This window comes from Streptomyces sp. NPDC088785 (assembly GCF_044750685.1).
In the GTDB taxonomy this organism is placed as follows: Bacteria; Actinomycetota; Actinomycetes; order Streptomycetales; family Streptomycetaceae; genus Streptomyces.
In genome coordinates this window covers 117,747-133,193 of the sequence record NZ_JBIVKH010000017.1, presented here as the reverse complement: position 1 = coordinate 133,193, position 15,447 = coordinate 117,747, and the positions used below count along the sequence as shown (strand labels likewise).

Genomic DNA, 15,447 nt, shown 5'->3' with positions numbered 1-15,447 from the left:
GGCCCGGACCAGGGTGTCCTGCGGCCGAGTGCCGATGTGCCGGTGGGGCCGGTGGGGCCGGTGGCGTCAGTCAGGCTGCCCCCAGTCCAGTCGTGCGGCGATACCGGCGGCGGCGAAGGCGTCCTCCAGCTCCCGGCGCCCCTCCGTGAAGTGCGTCCAGCTGTCGTAGTGGACGGGCACGACCCGCCGGGCGTCGAGGATTCGCGCGGCGTCGGTGGCCATGGCGCTGTCCAGGACGAGGAGCTGGTTGTCGAAGAGGGCGGGGACGCGAGGGGCTCCGGCGAAGAGGAGGGCCGTGTCGACGGGGCCGCAGCGCAGGGCGATTTCCTCGACGACGTCGAGTGAGGCGTTGTCACCGCTGACGTAGACCGTGGGCAGGTCGTGGCCGGTCAGTACGAAGCCGACGACCTGGCCGGTGATCGGCTCGACCTCCTCGCGCGTGCCCGGGCCATGGATGGCAGGCACTGCCGTCACGGTGACGGTGCCTCCCTGGGGACGCTCCAGGTCGAGGGTCTCCCAGTCGGCCAGTCCCTTGACCTTGGCTCCCAGGGTGTCGCCCAGGCGGCGTCCGGCGCTGGGTGTGGTCAGTGTCAGCGGGACATCGGCGAGCAGTGCCCGTCCCGCCGTGTCGAGATTGTCGGGATGCTCGTCGTGCGAGAGCAGGACCACGTCGATGCGCCCGAGGCTGGAGGGGGCCGCGGCGGGGTGCGCGGTCTTGGCCATCACCCGGCCGTTGCCGCGGGAGTACTCGCCTGGTGCGTCGAACGTGGGATCGGTCAGGAACCGCAGGCCGCCGTACTCGAACACGGCGGTGGGTCCGCCGAGAACGCGGACGGGGAACTGGTCGTGGCGTTCGTTCATGTCGTTCCTCACAGATCGGATGTCAGGACGGGGCGGGGTGGGGCGACACGGCCGCGGTGATCCCCCATGGACGCGCACGGCCGCACCTCAAGGCTCACAGCTCAAGGTCCAGAAGACCTCAAGGTTCGAGAGACACGGAACCTTCCCGTGCGCCGGTGCGCCGGTGCGCCGGTGTGCCGGTGTGCCGGTGTGCCGGTGTGCCGGTGTGCCGGTGTGCCGGTGTGCCGGTGTGCCGGTGTGCCGGTGTGCCGGTCTGCCGGTGCACCGGCAGACCTGGCGCGCGCGGGGACGGATCGAGTTGACCGGGTTCGCCGGCCCCTCGACCGGCTCCCCCGGCCGCCACTCCTGTCCTGCCAGCGTGCGGCAGGGGCGGAGCTCGGACGATGCGCCAGGAAGTGGCGCGGTGAGTTGGCCGCCCCGGCTCACTGTGCGTGGCTCGCACTCCCGTCGGACCGCACCGCCGCGGGCAGATGGGTGGCGAGGAAAGTGCGGATCAGTGCGGCGACCTCGTCGACCGCGCTCTCCAGAAGGAAGTGCCCGCCGTCCATCACATGGATCTCGGCGTTGTCGGTGTCCCGGGCGAACGCCCGCGCCCCGTCCGGGCCGAAGAAGGGGTCGCTCCTGCCCCAAGTGGCGAGCACCGGTATCTGCTTGGTGCGCAGCCACGTGTGCAGCGCCGGATAGAGCGGTGGATTCGTGGCGTAGTCCAGGAACAGCTTCAACTGCACCTCGGCGTTGCCGGGCCGGGAGAGAAAGGCGTGATCGAGGGTCCAGGTGTCCGGGGAGAGGACGCTCTCGTCCTCGACGCCCGTCACGTACTGCTCGCGGATCGCCTCCAGTGTGAACGCCGCGCGCAGTGCCGCCTCGTTCTCCGGGGACTGCTCGCGCTGGTAGTCCCAGACGGGCTTCCAGCCGTCGGGGACGAAGCCCTCGTCGTAGCCGTTCCCGTTCTGACTGATCACCGCCACCACCGACTCCGGGTCGCGCAGGGCCAGCCGCCAGCCGATCGGGGCGCCGTAGTCCTGCACCACCATCGCGTACCGCGTCACTCCGAGCTGGTCGAGCAGGCCCGCGGTCAGGTCGGCCAGCGCGTCGAAGCTGTAGTCGAACTCCTCGACGCGCGGCGCGTCCGAGAGACCGAAACCGAGGTGATCGGGGGCGATGACCCGGTAGCCCGCCAGCCGCGGGATCAGATTGCGGAACATGAACGAGCTCGTCGGAAAGCCGTGCAACAGCACCAGCGTCGGCTGGTCCGCCGATCCGCTCTCCCGGTAGAAGAGCCGCCGGCCGTCGACGGTCGCGTATCGGTGATGCACCACAACACTCATCGCCCTAACCTCCTTGACGCGCCTTTGATGGTTACACCGTAGGCCCCTCGAGGTAACCTGTCAAAAGACTTATGGAGGTTAGGGACATGATCACGGTCGAGACGCCCGCCGAGGGGCTGCTGCTTGCTCTGCTGAACACCACGCCGACGGTCGAGGGCACCCGGACCGATCGCCTCGCCGACCCCGAGGACGCCCGGGCCTGGATCGAGGAGCAGACCGGTCGACGGGAGACGCACGAGGACGTCGCGCTCCTGCGCGCCACCCGCGACGCCCTGCAAGCGCTCGTTCGCGAGGAGGCCGCACCCGACGCTCTCGCCCCGGCCCTCGACGGGGTCAATTACCGGCCCACCATCGGGGACAGCGGTGTCACCTGGGAGTTGGCCGCGCCCGCGCAGCACGCACTGGCGGCCCGCGCCGCCGTGACCTGGGCCGCGCTCCAGCGCAGCGCGCCCGGCAGGATCCGGCGATGTGAGAACGCGGACGAGTGCAGCCTGTTCCTCATCGACCACTCCAAGAGCAACAGCGCCCGCTGGTGCTCCATGGCCGGCTGCGGGAACCGCATGAAGGCGCGACGCCATTACGAACGGCGGAAGAACGCCCAGCCCAAGGACTGACCGTGGTCGCGACCGGCTCGCAGAACGTTTTCAGTCACGGGACGACGTCGGACGCCGGGGTCCACCCCAACTCGCGCGGCCCGAAAAGCCGCAGCCCGACCGCCGGCCCCGGCATGTCACCTCAAAAGTCGCGCACCGGCTCGTTCACAGCCGGTCCTGGTCCGGCCGGCGAGGGATCGATGGATCGATGGATCGATGGATCGGTCATGGCCGATACACGACTCGGCGCCCCGGGCCTTCACGCACCCCTCTGTGGGCGAAGGCCGTCCAAGAGGATGTCCAGGAGGCGGTCAGCCGTGACCGCGTTCCCGGATGCGGACGCGCCCCCGGACGCGGATGCGTTCCCGGATGCGGATGCGTCCCCCGATACCGGAGCGTCCCCGGATACGGAAGCGGACGCGCCCCCGCCCACGGGCGCACCCCCGTCCACGGGCGCACCCCCGTCCACGGACGCACCCCCGGCCTGGTGCGCGACGGTGAAGATACCGATCAGGCTGGCCGCGACCTCCTCGGCGGTGACGTCGGGCCGGAGGTCCCCGGCCGCGCGGCCCGCGTCGAGGATCGCCGAAATCGCGTCCAGGAGTTCGTCCCTGGTCCGCGCGTGGCCGACCGCGCCGGACTCGATCAGGGCGAGGAGGGTGTCGAGCATGCCGTTCTTCGTCGCGACCCAGTTGCCGAAGAGGTCCATCCAGCGCCGCATCGCCACGGCCGGGGCCTCACTGGCGAGCAGTTCCCGGGCGCCGCTCGTGAGGCGGACGACCTGGTCGCTGTAGACGGCCTCCACGAGGGACTCCCGCGTCGGGAAGTGACGGTAGAGCGTCGCGATACCGACCCCGGCCTCCCGGGCGATGGCGCGCATGGACGTCTCGGCGGCGGGCGCGGCGAGCACGCGCGACGCGACGTCGAGCAGCTGGTCACGGTTGCGGGCGGCGTCGGCCCGCTTCCCCCGCGGTGGCTTGGAACTCGTCAAACGGATCACGCTCCGGTTATGCTGGATGCCATAACCGGAGCATAGTCCGTTTGGACCGGCTCCCCGCGTACGAGGAGACGAGGACGACATGCGGCCACACGACGACGCACCCCGCGACGGCGCGAGCAGGGCGGTCCTGCTCGACTCGTTCGGCGGCCCGGAGGTCCTCACCCTCCAGGACGTTCCGGAACCCCGGGCGGGCGACGGCCAGATCCGCGTCCGCGTGACGGCGGCCGGGCTGAACCCGATGGACTGGTTCATGACCTCCGACGCCGAGACCGCGGCGCGGTTCGGCCTGAGCCTGCCCTGCGGCTTCGGCACCGACTACGCCGGAGTCGTGGACCGGGTCGGTGCCGGCGTGAGCGACTACGCGGTGGGCGACCGCGTGTTCGGGACGGCTCTGTCCCGGGCCGTCGCCGACCACATCGTCCTCGACGCGGACGGGGACATCGCGCGCGGCGTCGCCCACCACACCCCGGACGGCGTCGACGACCGCACCGCCGCCACGCTGGCGATCGCGGGCAGCACCGCGTCCGCCGCCCTCGACGTCCTGGGCCTCGGCCCGCAGGACACGGTGCTGGTGGGTGGCGCGGGCGGCGGAGTGGGGGTGTTCGCGGTCCAGCTGGCCCGGATCGCGGGGGCGCGGGTCATCGGGACCGGCTCGCCGTCGTCGGCGGAGTACCTGCGGAGCCTCGGCGCCGAACCGGTCGCGTACGGAGAGGGGCTGGCCGTCAGGGTCCGCGCCCTAGGTGCGGGCCCGGTCACCGCGGCCCTCGACCTGCACGGCACGGACACGGTGCGCGTCGCGCGCGAGCTGGACGTGCCCGACGACCGCATCTGCACCATCGCGGGCCAGGTCGACGGCGTTCCCGCCGCCAACGGAGCCAACGCCTCACCGGACGCCCTCGCGCACATCGCCCGCCTCGTCGCGGCGGGCCGCCTGCACGTCCCCCTCGCCGCGACCTACCCCGTCGAGGACATCCGCGCGGCCGTCGAACTCCAGGCCGCCCGACATGTCCGCGGCAAGGTCGTCATCGACCTCTGACCGGCCCGCCCCGTCCGCACTATTCGACCTGTCTGAGCCATCTGATCCGGCTGAACTGTCTGATCCGGCTGAACTGTCTCGCGCGTCTGAACGGTTCGGGCCGTCTGAACTGTTCGGCCCTTCCTACTTCTTCGCCCGACGGCCGCCGGCCGCAGCCCAACCCCCGGGGCCGGCCCGAGCGAGAAGCAGCCGCACCGCCCTCCCCTCGACGCCCCCGCTCCAGCAGCCGACCCCACCACCGCCGCCGCCCCCGATCCGCAATCAGGGCTCCGGCACGCCGCACCGATCCTGCCGCAGCGGGTGCTCAACACCATGCGTCCGTCGATACTGGCGTCGGGTCGGCTTCGCCGGTCCGTGCCGCCCGGGATCGTCCGGGGCCGTCCGGGAGCGGCCGGGTCCGTCGGGAGCCGGCACCCCCACCACTGCTCCGACCAGGAAGCACGCGGGTCGGAGCGCCGTCCGTCATCGTCACCCGGAGGTACTGGTGAGAATGCTGATCAACGTGGCCGAGACCGTCGTCGCCGACGCGCTGCGCGGGATGGCCTCGGCCCATCCCGACCTGGTGGTCGACGTCGAGAACCGGGTGGTCCTGCGCCGGGACGCGCCGGTCGCCGGGCAGGTGGCCCTGGTGTCGGGCGGCGGGTCGGGGCACGAGCCGCTGCACGGCGGGTTCGTCGGGCCCGGGATGCTGTCGGCGGCCTGCCCGGGTGAGGTGTTCACCTCGCCGGTGCCGGACCAGATGGTGCGGGCGGCGGCCGCCGTGGACAGCGGCGCGGGCGTGCTGTTCATCGTCAAGAACTACACCGGTGACGTGCTCAACTTCGACATGGCCGCCGAGCTCGCCGAGGACGAGGGCATCCAGATCGCCAAGGTCCTCGTCGACGACGACGTCGCCGTGACCGACAGCCTGTACACGGCCGGGCGGCGCGGCACCGGCGCCACCCTCTTCGTGGAGAAGATCGCCGGAGCCGCCGCCGAGGAGGGGCAGCCGCTGGAGCGGGTGGAGGCCGTGGCGCGGCGGGTCAACGAGCGGTCGCGGAGCTTCGGGGTGGCGCTCAGCGCGTGCAGCACCCCGGCGAAGGGCGCCCCCACCTTCGACCTGCCGTCCGGCGAGCTGGAGTTGGGCGTCGGCATCCACGGGGAGCCGGGCCGCGAACGGCGCTCCATGATGACCTCGGGCGAGATCGCCGACTTCGCGGTGAACGCCGTGCTGGAGGACCTCGCCCCGAGCAGCCCGGTCCTGGCGCTCGTCAACGGCATGGGGGCCACGCCGCTGTTGGAGCTGTACGGGTTCAACGCCGAGGTGCAGCGGGTGCTCGGCGAGCGCGGCGTGCCGGTCGCCCGCACCCTCGTCGGCAACTACGTCACGTCCCTCGACATGGCCGGCGCCTCCGTCACCCTCTGCGAGGCGGACGAGGAACTGCTGCGGCTGTGGGACGCGCCGGTCAGCACGGCGGGCCTGCGCTGGGGCAGGTGACCGGCCGGCCCGCACGCGTCAACGTACCTATCACGCAAGGAGATCACGTGCTCGACGCCGACTTCTTCCGGCGCTGGATGGCCGCGACCGCGGTGGCCGTGGACCGCGAGGCCGCCCGGCTCACCGACCTCGACTCGGCGATCGGTGACGCCGACCACGGCAGCAACCTGCAACGCGGCTTCGCCGCCGTCTCGCAGATCCTCGAACAGGAGCCGCCGGCCACCCCGGGCGGTGTACTCACCCTGGCGGGGCGGCAGTTGATCTCGAAGGTGGGCGGCGCGTCCGGGCCGCTGTACGGGACGCTGCTGCGCCGCACCGGCAAGGCCCTCGGTGACGCGGACGAGGTGAGCGCGACGGATCTCGCGGCCGCGCTGCGGGCCGGGGTCGACGCGGTGGCGGCGCTCGGCGGAGCCGCGCCGGGCGACAAGACCATGCTCGACGCGCTGGTGCCCGCGGTGGACGCGCTGGACGGCGGGGACTTCGCCGCGGCCCGGGCCGCGGCCGAGCACGGCGCGGAGGCGACGACACCCCTCCAGGCCCGCAAGGGGCGGGCCAGCTACCTGGGAGCGCGCAGCATCGGGCACCAGGATCCCGGGGCCACGTCGGCGGCGCTGCTGATCGGCGCGCTCGCCGGGACGGCCGGGGACGGAGCCGCGTGAACGCCCCGGACAAGGCCGTCGGCATCGTGCTGGTGTCGCACAGCCGGGAGGTCGCCGAGTCCGTGGCGCGGCTCGCTGCCGGACTGGCCGGAGGCGGCGCCCTCGCCCCGCTGGCCGCGGCGGGCGGCACCGAGGACGGTGGGCTCGGCACCAGCTCCGAGCTGATCTCGGCGGCCGCGGCGGACGTCGACCGGGGTGCGGGGGTCGCCGTGCTGGTCGACCTGGGCAGCGCGGTGCTCACCGTGAAGTCCCTGCTCGCCGAGGGCGACGAACTCCCCGACGGCACCCGGCTCGTGGACGCGCCGTTCGTGGAGGGGGCGGTCGCCGCCGTCGTCTCCGCGTCGGCCGGCGCCGACCTCGACGCCGTGGTGGCCGCCGCGTCCGAGGCGTACACGTACCGCAAGGAGTGAGTGCCGGGCACACGCGTGCCGCACGAGGTGGTCGCGGGGCGGTGGCGGGCGGCGCCGGGTCCGCGGCCACCGCGCGGGCGGCTCAGCGGGTGCGTGCGAACTTCTCGGCCGCCGCCCGGCCCGCGGTCACCGCCGCACGGCGGCTCTGGATGGGGCGGGCCGTCGTCCCCGGGAAGAGGATGTAGGTGACCTCGTCGGAGGTGCCGCCGCGCACCGGGTCGGGATCGATGCCGAGGGCGCGGGCCGCGGCGTAGGAGGCCTCGCCGATGAGGTCGGCGGGGCCGGTGTCGCCCACGACCGCGTACCGCACCGTGCCGCGGTGGACGAGCGCGGCGACCGTGCCGCCCCGGACGCCGGAGCGGGCCGGCCTCCAGATGCGGCTGGCCGCGGGGACCACCACGTACGGCAGCCGTTCCGCGCTCAGGTGCCGTCCGTCGGCCTGCTGATACGCCGTCATGTTCTGGAACAGCGGATCGGTGCGCCGGTTGCAGTGCCGGCCGGGGCGGCCGTCGCAGTCGACGTCGAGGTCGGCCTTCCAGTAGACGGCGCCGCGCCGGCCGCACACCGGGACGCTCGCGCGGGCGCCGTCGTCCTCGCGGTAGCGGCCGCGCGAGATCTGCGGACAGCCGCGCACGGCGGCGAGCAGCGCGGTGGCGCTCACCCCGTCCTCGCGGACCAACGGCGCGGCCGTGTCCGGTTCCTGAGGGGTGCTCGGCTGGGCGGACGCCGGGGCCAGCGCGGCCGGCGCGAGGAGGGCGGCGCCGCACACGGCGGCGAGAGCCAGGGAACGAGGGTGCACACGGACGCCTTCGGTCAGGAGCGGGGACAGCGGGGGACATACCCGTCCAATGTGGGGCGCCTGCGGGAGCGCGTCCACCGCTCGGGGGCCGGACGGGCACGCACCCCTCTTGATGAGGACCCATCAGCCGTGCCATACAGGTCTGTACCAATCCGGTCCCGCCGAGCGGAAGGCCTCCCGTGCGACGCGTCCCCCCACGCCCGCTCCTCCCCCGACTGGCAGGAGCCACCGCGCTGTTGGCGGCCCTCTCCGGCTGCGGACTGCTGTCGTCCGGCGACGGCGCGGACGGCCCCGCCCTCTCCGAGCCGCTCGGCGTCACCGCGCAGGCGGGCAGCGCCACCTCCGTGCATGTCATGTGGAACCGGCCCGCGAGCACCGCCGCCGTCGAGGGCTACGAGGTCTACCGCGGCAGGACCCGGGTGAAGGAGCTGTCGGCCCGTCAGCAGATGGTCGACGTCACCGGACTTCGGCCGCGGACCCGGTACGTGTTCACGGTGCGCGCCCGGGACGAGGACGGCGAGGCGGGGCCGGCGAGCCGGAAGGTCACCGTGACGACCCCGGCCGCCGTCGCCGCGGACCGCTCCGCGCCGTCGAGGCCGACCGGACTGCGCGGCACGGCGGACGGCGCGCGCTCGGTGTCGCTGTCGTGGCGCGGGTCCGACGACGACAAGGGCGTGGTCTCGTACGACGTCTACCAGGGCACGACGAAGATCCACAGCGTGCCGGGCACGCAGACGCGGGCGGTGCTGACGGGGATGCGGCCGGGGACCGCGTACCGCTTCACCGTGCGGGCCCGGGACGCCGCCGACAACACCTCGCCCCCGAGCGGGACGGTCCGCCTGACGACGGCCGAGGGCGCGGACGAGGGCGCGGACACCGCGCCCGCCGACTTCACGGCGGCCGTGCGGCGCTCCGGCGACGCGTCGTACATCGACCTGACCTGGACCCCGCCGGACACCGGCGGTGAGGTTCCGGCGTACCAGGTGTACGTGGACGGGGAGCAGGCCACCACGGTGGTGTGGGGCGACAGCGCGCCCGAGGGCACCGCGAAGTACAGCTTCTACATCGGGGGCGGGAGCGACGCGGCGCGGCACCGGGTGAAGATCCGGGCGCAGTTGCCGGACGGGACCTGGGGCGCGTTCTCGCCGGAGCGGCGGGTGACCGGCCGTCAGTAGGCGCGGCTGGGCCGGACGACGGAACGTGTCACCTGCCCGGCCCCGGTCCGCATGCGCCCGCGGCGGCGGGGTCCTTGGCTGGGCGTCAGGCAGCACGGGCTTTGCCGACTCGGGCGGGCCACGGGACGTACCGCCTCCCGTGCCGCCGGAGGGCAGACAGCATGCGCATGACGTCGACCATCGCTCGCTCCGGGCTCACCGTCGCGGCCGCCGCCGCGCTGCCGCTGGTGCTGGCCGCGCCCGCGGCGCAGGCCGCGGGGGTCTCGGTCACCGCCGAGGGCTCCACGGTGACGGCCACCACCACGGCCTGCGCGAACGGCGGCAACGGGTCGCTGCTCGCCGCCGGCCAGGCGGACTTCGCCCAGGGCCGGCAGGCGCCGCTCGCCTCGGGGAGCGCCACCTGGGCCGGGGTCGCCTCCGGCACGTACACGGTGGTGGTCGTGTGCGCGGACCACTCGACGGCGGGCACCCGATCGGTGACCGTCTCCGCGAGCCCCACGATCTCGGCGACGTCCAGCCCGCTGGGCGGCGTCCGGGGCGGCCTGGGCGGTGCGTCGGAGGACTTCGGCACGCTGACGTACGCGGCGGGCGGCACCATGGTGGCCGCCGCGGTGCTCGGCGGCGTCTGGTACCTGCGGCGCCGCCGCGCCTGAGCCCGTGCGCGCTCACGCGGAGGGGCCGCCGTCCGGAGTCCGGGCGGCGGCCCCTCCGCGTGAGCGCGCACGGTCCCGGTCACTCGCCGGGCGGGCTCGGGTGCGGCCGACCGAGGTCGCTCAGGGTGCGTTCGAGCCAGCCCACCCAGAAGGTCTCCAGGTCGATCCCGGCGCGCAGCACCGCGTGTTGCAGGCGGTCCGCCTCGGAGTCCTTGTCCGGGCCGAAGTCGCGCCGGTCGATCTCCCGGTAGGTCGCGAGTTGGCGCCGGTGCAGGTCGAGATGGCGGTGGAGTTCGTCGTCGACGCCGTCCGTGCCGACGACCGCGGCGGAGCGCAGGCGCAGCAGCAGGGGGTCCCGCATCGGTTTGGGGTCCTGCGGCGCCGCCGTCCAGCGCGCCAGTTCGCTCCGGCCGTCCGGCAGCACCTCGTACCGCTTCTTCTGGCCGCGCGCCGGGGCCTGGTCCGGCAGGGCGCGGATCAGGCCGTCGCGCTCCAGCCTGCCCAGCTCGCGGTAGATCTGCTGGTGCGTCGCCGACCAGAAGTAGCCGATGGACCGGTCGAACCTGCGGGTCAGTTCGAGCCCGGACGACGGCTTCTCCAGGAGGGCCGTGAGGATCGCGTGCGGCAGTGACATGGCGTAAGCCTAGAGCGGGTCTCTCGGGTGAAGTGGGTGGTCACGCGGCCGGCGGGCCCGGCCACGTGACCACCCGGTCCGGGGGTTCAGAGCGCGGCCGCGACCTCGGTGCCCTGCTTGATGGCGCGCTTGGCGTCCAGCTCGGCGGCCACGTCGGCGCCGCCGATGAGGTGCGGGACGCGGCCGGCGGCCACCAGGTCGTCGTACAGGGACCGCTGCGGCTCCTGGCCCGCGCAGAGCACGACGGTGTCGACGGGGATCAGGGTCCGCTCGCCGTCGACGGTGAGGTGCAGGCCCGCGTCGTCGATCAGGTCGTAGGTGGCGCCCGCGATCATCGTGACGCCGCGGTGGCGCAGCTCGGTGCGGTGGATCCAGCCGGTGGTCTTGCCGAGGCCCGCGCCGACCTTGGAGGTCTTGCGCTGGACGAGGTGGACCTGGCGCGGCGGGGCGGGCCGCTCGGGCGCGGTGAGGCCGCCGCGGTCGGCGTAGGTCATGTCGACGCCCCACTGGCGGAAGTAGGTGGCCGGGTCCTGGCTCGCCCGGTCGCCGCCGTCGGTGAGGTACTCGGCGACGTCGAAGCCGATGCCGCCCGCGCCGATGACGGCGACGCGGTCGCCGACGGGCGCGCCCCGGCGCAGCACGTCGAGGTAGCCGACGACGCTGGGGTGGTCGACGCCCTCGATGACGGGGGTGCGCGGGCTGACGCCGGTGGCGACGACCACGTCGTCGTAGCCGTCGAGGTCGCCGGCCGCGACCCGGGTGCCGAGCCGCACGTCCACGCCGTGCGCGTCCAGCTGCGTACGGAAGTAGCGCAGCGTCTCGTCGAACTCCTCCTTGCCGGGGACCTTGCGGGCGACGTTGAGCTGGCCGCCGATCTCGGCGGCGGCGTCGAAGAGGGTCACGTGGTGTCCGCGCTCGGCGGCGGAGACCGCGCAGGCCAGACCGGCCGGGCCGGCGCCGACGACGGCGACGCGCTTCTTCGTGCGGGTCGGCGAGAGGACCAGTTCGGTCTCGTGGCAGGCGCGGGGGTTGACGAGGCAGGAGGTGATCTGGCCGCTGAAGGTGTGGTCGAGGCAGGCCTGGTTGCAGCCGATGCAGGTGTTGATGGCGTCGGAGCGGTCGGCGGCGGCCTTGTTCACGAAGTCGGGGTCGGCGAGCATCGGCCGGGCGAGCGAGACCATGTCGGCGGCGCCGTCGGCGAGCAGCTCCTCGGCCAGTTCCGGGGTGTTGATGCGGTTGGTGGTGACCAGGGGGACGGACACCGCGCCCATGAGCTTCTTGGTGACCCAGGTGTAGGCGCCGCGCGGTACGGAGGTCGCGATGGTGGGGATGCGGGCCTCGTGCCAGCCGATGCCGGTGTTGATGAGGGTGGCGCCGGCCGCCTCGATCTCCTTGGCGAGCCGCACGACCTCCTCGTGGGTGGAGCCGCCGGGCACCAGGTCGAGCATGGAGAGCCGGTAGATGAGGATGAAGTCGTCGCCGACGCGCTCGCGGACCCGCTTGACGATCTCGACGGGGAAGCGGATGCGGTTCTCGTACGAGCCGCCCCAGCGGTCGGTCCGCCGGTTGGTCGCGGCGACGATGAACTCGTTGATCAGGTAGCCCTCGGAGCCCATGATCTCGACGCCGTCGTACCCGGCCGAGCGGGCGAGTTCGGCGGTGCGCGCGAAATCCTCGATGGTCTGCTCGACGTCGGCGTCGCTCAGCTCGTTCGGGACGAAGTGGCTGATGGGAGCCTGGATCGGGCTCGGTGCGACCAGGTCCTCGTGGTAGGCGTAGCGGCCGAAGTGCAGGATCTGCATCGCGATCCGGCCGCCGGCGGCGTGCACGGCGTCGGTGACCTCGCGGTGCTGGGCGGCCTCTTCCTCGGTGGTGAGCTTGGCGCCGCCGCTCCACGGCCGGCCGGCCTCGTTCGGGGCGATGCCGCCCGTGACCATGAGGCCGACGCCGCCGCGGGCGCGCGTCGCGTAGAACTCCGCCATGCGGGCGAAGCCGTTCTCCGCCTCCTCCAGACCCACGTGCATCGAGCCCATCAGGACGCGGTTGGGCAGGGTGGTGAAGCCCAGGTCGAGCGGGGCGAGAAGGTGGGGGTAACGGCTCATGGGGCCCTCCGTGCGCGGCGAACGTCGTGACTGTTCTAGACGACCCGGACCCTTTTATGCAACAAGTTGCAGAAGAGAGGTGCACCACGCCCGCCCGCCGCGCACGGACTCCCCTCAGGGCGTCAGGAGCCGGTTCCGCAGGCGCTGGACGGTCGCGTCGTCGAGGCCGAGGCCCTGGTGGAGGTAGGCGTCGAAGGAGCCGTAGATGTGGTCGGCCTCGGCGAACGCGGCGCGCAGCCAGGACAGTTCGACCGCGTCGGGGTCGCCCGTGTAGGCGTTGCTGGCGAGGAAGTCCGCCTCGACGGTGGCGCGCGGGACACCGAGCAGGGTGAGCAGCACGGCGGTGCCCCAGCCGGTGCGGTCCTTGCCCGCCGAGCAGTGGAACACGGTGGCGCCCGCGGTGCCGTCGATCGCGGTCAGCAGGTCCTTGAAGGCGTGGTCGGCGCCGACGAAGTTGACCATGAAGGGGTAGCCGATGGACTGCCCGAGGTCGGACGAACCGGAGAACAGACCGGCCGCGAGCGCCTGGGCGAGGGTCATCAGGGCCGGGTCGTGGAAGCCCACCCCGTGCGCGAGCGACACCACGTCGGCGACCTGGTAGGCGACCCCGGCGGGGACCTTGTCCGGCTCGTCCCTGCGCTCGAAGTAGTTGCGCAGGTCGATGTCGCGCGTGATGCCCTGGTCGACGACGCGCTGCTGCTCGGCGGCGGTGAGTCCGCTGAGCTTGTTGCTGCGGTACACGATGCCGTACTTGACCCAGCGGCCGTCGCTCGTGCGGTAGCCGCCCGCGTCGCGGAAGTTCTTCGCGGAGGCGATGCCGAGGGAGCGTTCGGCGACGACGTAGGCCCCGCCGGTGTCCGGGGTCAGCTCGAAGTACCAGCGCCGGTCGGCCGCCAGCGCGCCCGCGGGCACCGTGAGCGAACCGGTGCCCGCCGCGCTGCCGACCGGGGTGCCGGGGTCGCTCGCGTCCGGCCTGGTGTGCGCGGTGACCCGGACGGTCGCCGCGGTCGACGCCCAGGAGAGCGTGTACGAGCCGTCACCGGCGAGGTGGGCCGCGGCCTGCGTGAACGGGACGGCCTGCGCCACGGCTCGCTGCGCCCCGGCGGACGCGGGGGCGGTGTGCGGCTGGGCCAGGGCGGGGTGGGCCAGGGTGGCGGTGCCGGTGAGGACCAGGGTGGCCAGTGCGGCCGCGGTCAGGCGTCTGGGCTGCATGGTCGTGCGTCTCCTCGCGGTGGGGGGCGGCGCTTTCGGCAGCCATGATGTCGCCGGGGAGCGCCGGTGAGAACTGGCCCGCGGGTCAAAGCGGTGGCGATGGGGTTGTGACGGGTGACAAGGGCGGCCGACCCGCACCCGGCCCGCCACCGCACCCAGTTGTAGAATGCAACGAGCAGAGGGAAGGGATCCGTCCGTGGAACAGGGTGAGCGGGAAGCGGCCGTGGAGGTCATCCAGCGGGAACTGACGTCCTTCGCGCGCCGCGCGCGGGCGACGGCGGCCCGGATGCACCCCGAGCTGTCCCTGGTGTCGTACACCCTGCTCAGCCATCTCGACGAGCAGGGCGGCTGCCGCGCCACCGACCTGGCGGCGCACTACGCGCTGGACAAGTCCACGGTCAGCCGCCAGGTCTCCGCGCTGGAGCGGTCCGGCCTCGTGATGCGGCGCCTGGACCCGGACGACCACCGGGTCCAGGTCCTGCACCCGACCGAGGCCGGCGCGGAGATCCTGCGGCAGGTGACGGTCAGCCGCCGGCAGATCTTCGGGGACCGCCTGACGGACTGGCCGGTGGACGACCTCGCGCGGTTCGCCCGGTACCTGATGCGCTACAACGAGGCCGCGCGGGACGACTGAACGTCCGCGGGCACCCGCGCCGTCCGGAACCGCGTGGTGCGGCGCAGCCGGAAGCCGAGCGCCTCGTACAGCCGGATGGCGTTCGTGTTGCCCGCGCCGGTGTGCAGGAACGGCGTCTCGCCCCGGTCCCTGATCCCGGCCGCGACGGCCCGCACGAGCCGGCCGCCCAGACCCTGCCCGCGGAAGGCCGGGTCGGTGCAGACCGCGCTGATCTCGGTGAAGCCCGGCGGGTGCAGCCGCTCCCCCGCCATGGCGGCCAGCACGCCGTCGCGCCGAATCCCCAGGTACGTGCCGAGTTCGATGGTGCGCGTCTCGAACGGGCCGGGCTGGGTGCGGGCCACCAGGTCGAGCATCTCCGGCACGTCGGCCTCGGTCAGCCGTACCGCCTCCGGGTCGTGGGCCGCGTCCACCCCGTCGTCGACGAGCTGCACACCGGGCACGTCGAAGAGGGGCTCCCAGCCGGCCGGCAGCTCCTCGCGCACGCCGAGGACCGGCACGGCGCCCTCGGCGTCGGCGAACGCGGCGAGGTCCGTCCAGTCGCGTGCCGTGGGGGCGGCGGGCAGGGCGACCCACGGCGAGACGTCGGAGGGATAGCGCAGCACCCGCCCGCTGCGCTCGGCGAAGTGCGCGTGCGGGCCGGTCAGCGCGGCGTACGCGGGGTTGTCCAGCGGGTGCGTCCCGGCACCGGGGAGGCCGGTGCCCCCGCGCTCCTCGTACGTCTGCGTCATTCCGGTCCCCTTCGCGTGCGGTGGGTCGTGCTCGTCGTATCGGCGCGCCGGAGCGCACCCCACCATCAAACCCACTGGTCAGGGCGGATCATTCCCGTGCGCGCAGGGTGTTCACGAGCTTGCAACGTGTGCGTCGCGCCGGCCCG

The 15,447-nt window shown here is 73.5% G+C and carries 16 protein-coding genes; 8 read left to right on the top strand and 8 right to left on the bottom strand.

Annotated features, from left to right (window positions below; all coding sequences use genetic code 11):
- Positions 1-66: 66 nt before the first annotated feature.
- A complete protein-coding gene (locus tag ACIP5K_RS32195; protein WP_401415269.1) occupies positions 67-861 on the bottom strand; it encodes an MBL fold metallo-hydrolase in 795 nt (264 codons plus the stop codon).
- Positions 862-1,283: 422 nt separating this feature from the next.
- A complete protein-coding gene (locus ACIP5K_RS32190; protein ID WP_401415267.1) occupies positions 1,284-2,189 on the bottom strand; it encodes an alpha/beta fold hydrolase in 906 nt (301 codons plus the stop codon).
- 86 nt (positions 2,190-2,275) lie between these two features.
- Between ACIP5K_RS32190 and ACIP5K_RS32185 the strand changes: the two genes are divergently transcribed.
- Positions 2,276-2,803, top strand: a complete 528-nt coding sequence (locus ACIP5K_RS32185; RefSeq protein WP_401415265.1) for a CGNR zinc finger domain-containing protein — start codon at positions 2,276-2,278, stop codon at positions 2,801-2,803.
- Positions 2,804-3,041: 238 nt separating this feature from the next.
- Here ACIP5K_RS32185 and ACIP5K_RS32180 read toward each other — a convergent pair whose 3' ends face one another.
- Complete coding sequence (locus ACIP5K_RS32180; protein WP_401415263.1) at positions 3,042-3,773, bottom strand: TetR/AcrR family transcriptional regulator; 732 nt, start codon at positions 3,771-3,773, stop codon at positions 3,042-3,044.
- Between the two features lie 88 nt (positions 3,774-3,861).
- Here ACIP5K_RS32180 and ACIP5K_RS32175 point away from each other — a divergent pair, with 88 nt between their 5' ends.
- The 4 genes from ACIP5K_RS32175 to ACIP5K_RS32160 all read left to right on the top strand — a co-directional run bounded on the left by ACIP5K_RS32175 (position 3,862) and on the right by ACIP5K_RS32160 (position 7,364).
- On the top strand, positions 3,862-4,818 hold the full coding sequence (locus ACIP5K_RS32175; RefSeq protein ID WP_401415261.1) for an NADP-dependent oxidoreductase: 957 nt from the start codon (positions 3,862-3,864) through the stop codon (positions 4,816-4,818).
- A gap of 484 nt (positions 4,819-5,302) precedes the next feature.
- Complete coding sequence (gene dhaK, locus ACIP5K_RS32170) at positions 5,303-6,295, top strand: dihydroxyacetone kinase subunit DhaK (RefSeq protein WP_401415259.1); 993 nt, start codon at positions 5,303-5,305, stop codon at positions 6,293-6,295.
- 47 nt (positions 6,296-6,342) lie between these two features.
- On the top strand, positions 6,343-6,954 hold the full coding sequence (dhaL, locus tag ACIP5K_RS32165; protein ID WP_401415257.1) for a dihydroxyacetone kinase subunit DhaL: 612 nt from the start codon (positions 6,343-6,345) through the stop codon (positions 6,952-6,954).
- Positions 6,951-7,364, top strand: coding sequence for a PTS-dependent dihydroxyacetone kinase phosphotransferase subunit DhaM (locus ACIP5K_RS32160; RefSeq protein WP_401415255.1), 414 nt, complete (start codon positions 6,951-6,953; stop codon positions 7,362-7,364). Before dhaL ends, ACIP5K_RS32160 begins: the two co-directional genes overlap by 4 nt.
- Before the next feature lie 82 nt (positions 7,365-7,446).
- On the opposite strand, the gene ACIP5K_RS32155 is transcribed toward ACIP5K_RS32160, so the two are convergent.
- The gene (locus ACIP5K_RS32155; RefSeq protein ID WP_401415253.1) at positions 7,447-8,163 is read right to left on the bottom strand and encodes a glycoside hydrolase family 75 protein; all 717 of its coding nucleotides are present in this window, start codon (positions 8,161-8,163) and stop codon (positions 7,447-7,449) included.
- A gap of 179 nt (positions 8,164-8,342) precedes the next feature.
- On the opposite strand from ACIP5K_RS32155, the gene ACIP5K_RS32150 reads away from it, so the two are divergent.
- Both ACIP5K_RS32150 and ACIP5K_RS32145 read left to right on the top strand, forming a co-directional pair.
- A complete protein-coding gene (locus ACIP5K_RS32150; protein WP_401415251.1) occupies positions 8,343-9,338 on the top strand; it encodes a fibronectin type III domain-containing protein in 996 nt (331 codons plus the stop codon).
- A 161-nt stretch (positions 9,339-9,499) separates the two neighbouring features.
- Positions 9,500-9,991 (top strand): hypothetical protein, encoded by a 492-nt coding sequence (locus ACIP5K_RS32145; protein WP_401415250.1) that lies wholly within the window; start codon positions 9,500-9,502, stop codon positions 9,989-9,991.
- Positions 9,992-10,070: 79 nt separating this feature from the next.
- On the opposite strand, the gene ACIP5K_RS32140 is transcribed toward ACIP5K_RS32145, so the two are convergent.
- From ACIP5K_RS32140 to ACIP5K_RS32130, 3 genes are all read right to left on the bottom strand, one after another.
- The gene (locus ACIP5K_RS32140) at positions 10,071-10,625 is read right to left on the bottom strand and encodes a PadR family transcriptional regulator (protein WP_401415248.1); all 555 of its coding nucleotides are present in this window, start codon (positions 10,623-10,625) and stop codon (positions 10,071-10,073) included.
- Between the two features lie 86 nt (positions 10,626-10,711).
- Positions 10,712-12,727 carry an FAD-dependent oxidoreductase gene (locus ACIP5K_RS32135; protein WP_401415246.1) on the bottom strand — a complete coding sequence of 672 codons (2,016 nt, stop codon included), beginning with the start codon at positions 12,725-12,727 and terminating at the stop codon, positions 10,712-10,714.
- Between the two features lie 114 nt (positions 12,728-12,841).
- Positions 12,842-13,939 carry a tyrosine-protein phosphatase gene (locus tag ACIP5K_RS32130; protein ID WP_401415244.1) on the bottom strand — a complete coding sequence of 366 codons (1,098 nt, stop codon included), beginning with the start codon at positions 13,937-13,939 and terminating at the stop codon, positions 12,842-12,844.
- Between the two features lie 196 nt (positions 13,940-14,135).
- On the opposite strand from ACIP5K_RS32130, the gene ACIP5K_RS32125 reads away from it, so the two are divergent.
- The gene (locus ACIP5K_RS32125) at positions 14,136-14,573 is read left to right on the top strand and encodes a MarR family winged helix-turn-helix transcriptional regulator (protein WP_401415242.1); all 438 of its coding nucleotides are present in this window, start codon (positions 14,136-14,138) and stop codon (positions 14,571-14,573) included.
- Here ACIP5K_RS32125 and ACIP5K_RS32120 read toward each other — a convergent pair.
- Positions 14,546-15,301, bottom strand: a complete 756-nt coding sequence (locus ACIP5K_RS32120) for a GNAT family N-acetyltransferase (RefSeq protein WP_401415240.1) — start codon at positions 15,299-15,301, stop codon at positions 14,546-14,548. The two genes, ACIP5K_RS32125 and ACIP5K_RS32120, sit on opposite strands and share 28 nt — an antisense overlap.
- Positions 15,302-15,447: the final 146 nt, after the last annotated feature.

What these genes read in the sequence shown, in the direction of transcription:
- ACIP5K_RS32175 (WP_401415261.1), top strand. Translation starts at nt 3,862, where the DNA reads ATGCGGCCACACGACGACGCACCCCGCGACGGCGCGAGCAGGGCGGTC.
- ACIP5K_RS32195 (WP_401415269.1), bottom strand. Translation starts at nt 861, where the DNA reads ATGAACGAACGCCACGACCAGTTCCCCGTCCGCGTTCTCGGCGGACCC.
- ACIP5K_RS32145 (WP_401415250.1), top strand. Translation starts at nt 9,500, where the DNA reads ATGCGCATGACGTCGACCATCGCTCGCTCCGGGCTCACCGTCGCGGCC.
- ACIP5K_RS32120 (WP_401415240.1), bottom strand. Translation starts at nt 15,301, where the DNA reads ATGACGCAGACGTACGAGGAGCGCGGGGGCACCGGCCTCCCCGGTGCC.
- ACIP5K_RS32190 (WP_401415267.1), bottom strand. Translation starts at nt 2,189, where the DNA reads ATGAGTGTTGTGGTGCATCACCGATACGCGACCGTCGACGGCCGGCGG.
- ACIP5K_RS32185 (WP_401415265.1), top strand. Translation starts at nt 2,276, where the DNA reads ATGATCACGGTCGAGACGCCCGCCGAGGGGCTGCTGCTTGCTCTGCTG.
- ACIP5K_RS32140 (WP_401415248.1), bottom strand. Translation starts at nt 10,625, where the DNA reads ATGTCACTGCCGCACGCGATCCTCACGGCCCTCCTGGAGAAGCCGTCG.
- ACIP5K_RS32135 (WP_401415246.1), bottom strand. Translation starts at nt 12,727, where the DNA reads ATGAGCCGTTACCCCCACCTTCTCGCCCCGCTCGACCTGGGCTTCACC.
- ACIP5K_RS32130 (WP_401415244.1), bottom strand. Translation starts at nt 13,939, where the DNA reads ATGCAGCCCAGACGCCTGACCGCGGCCGCACTGGCCACCCTGGTCCTC.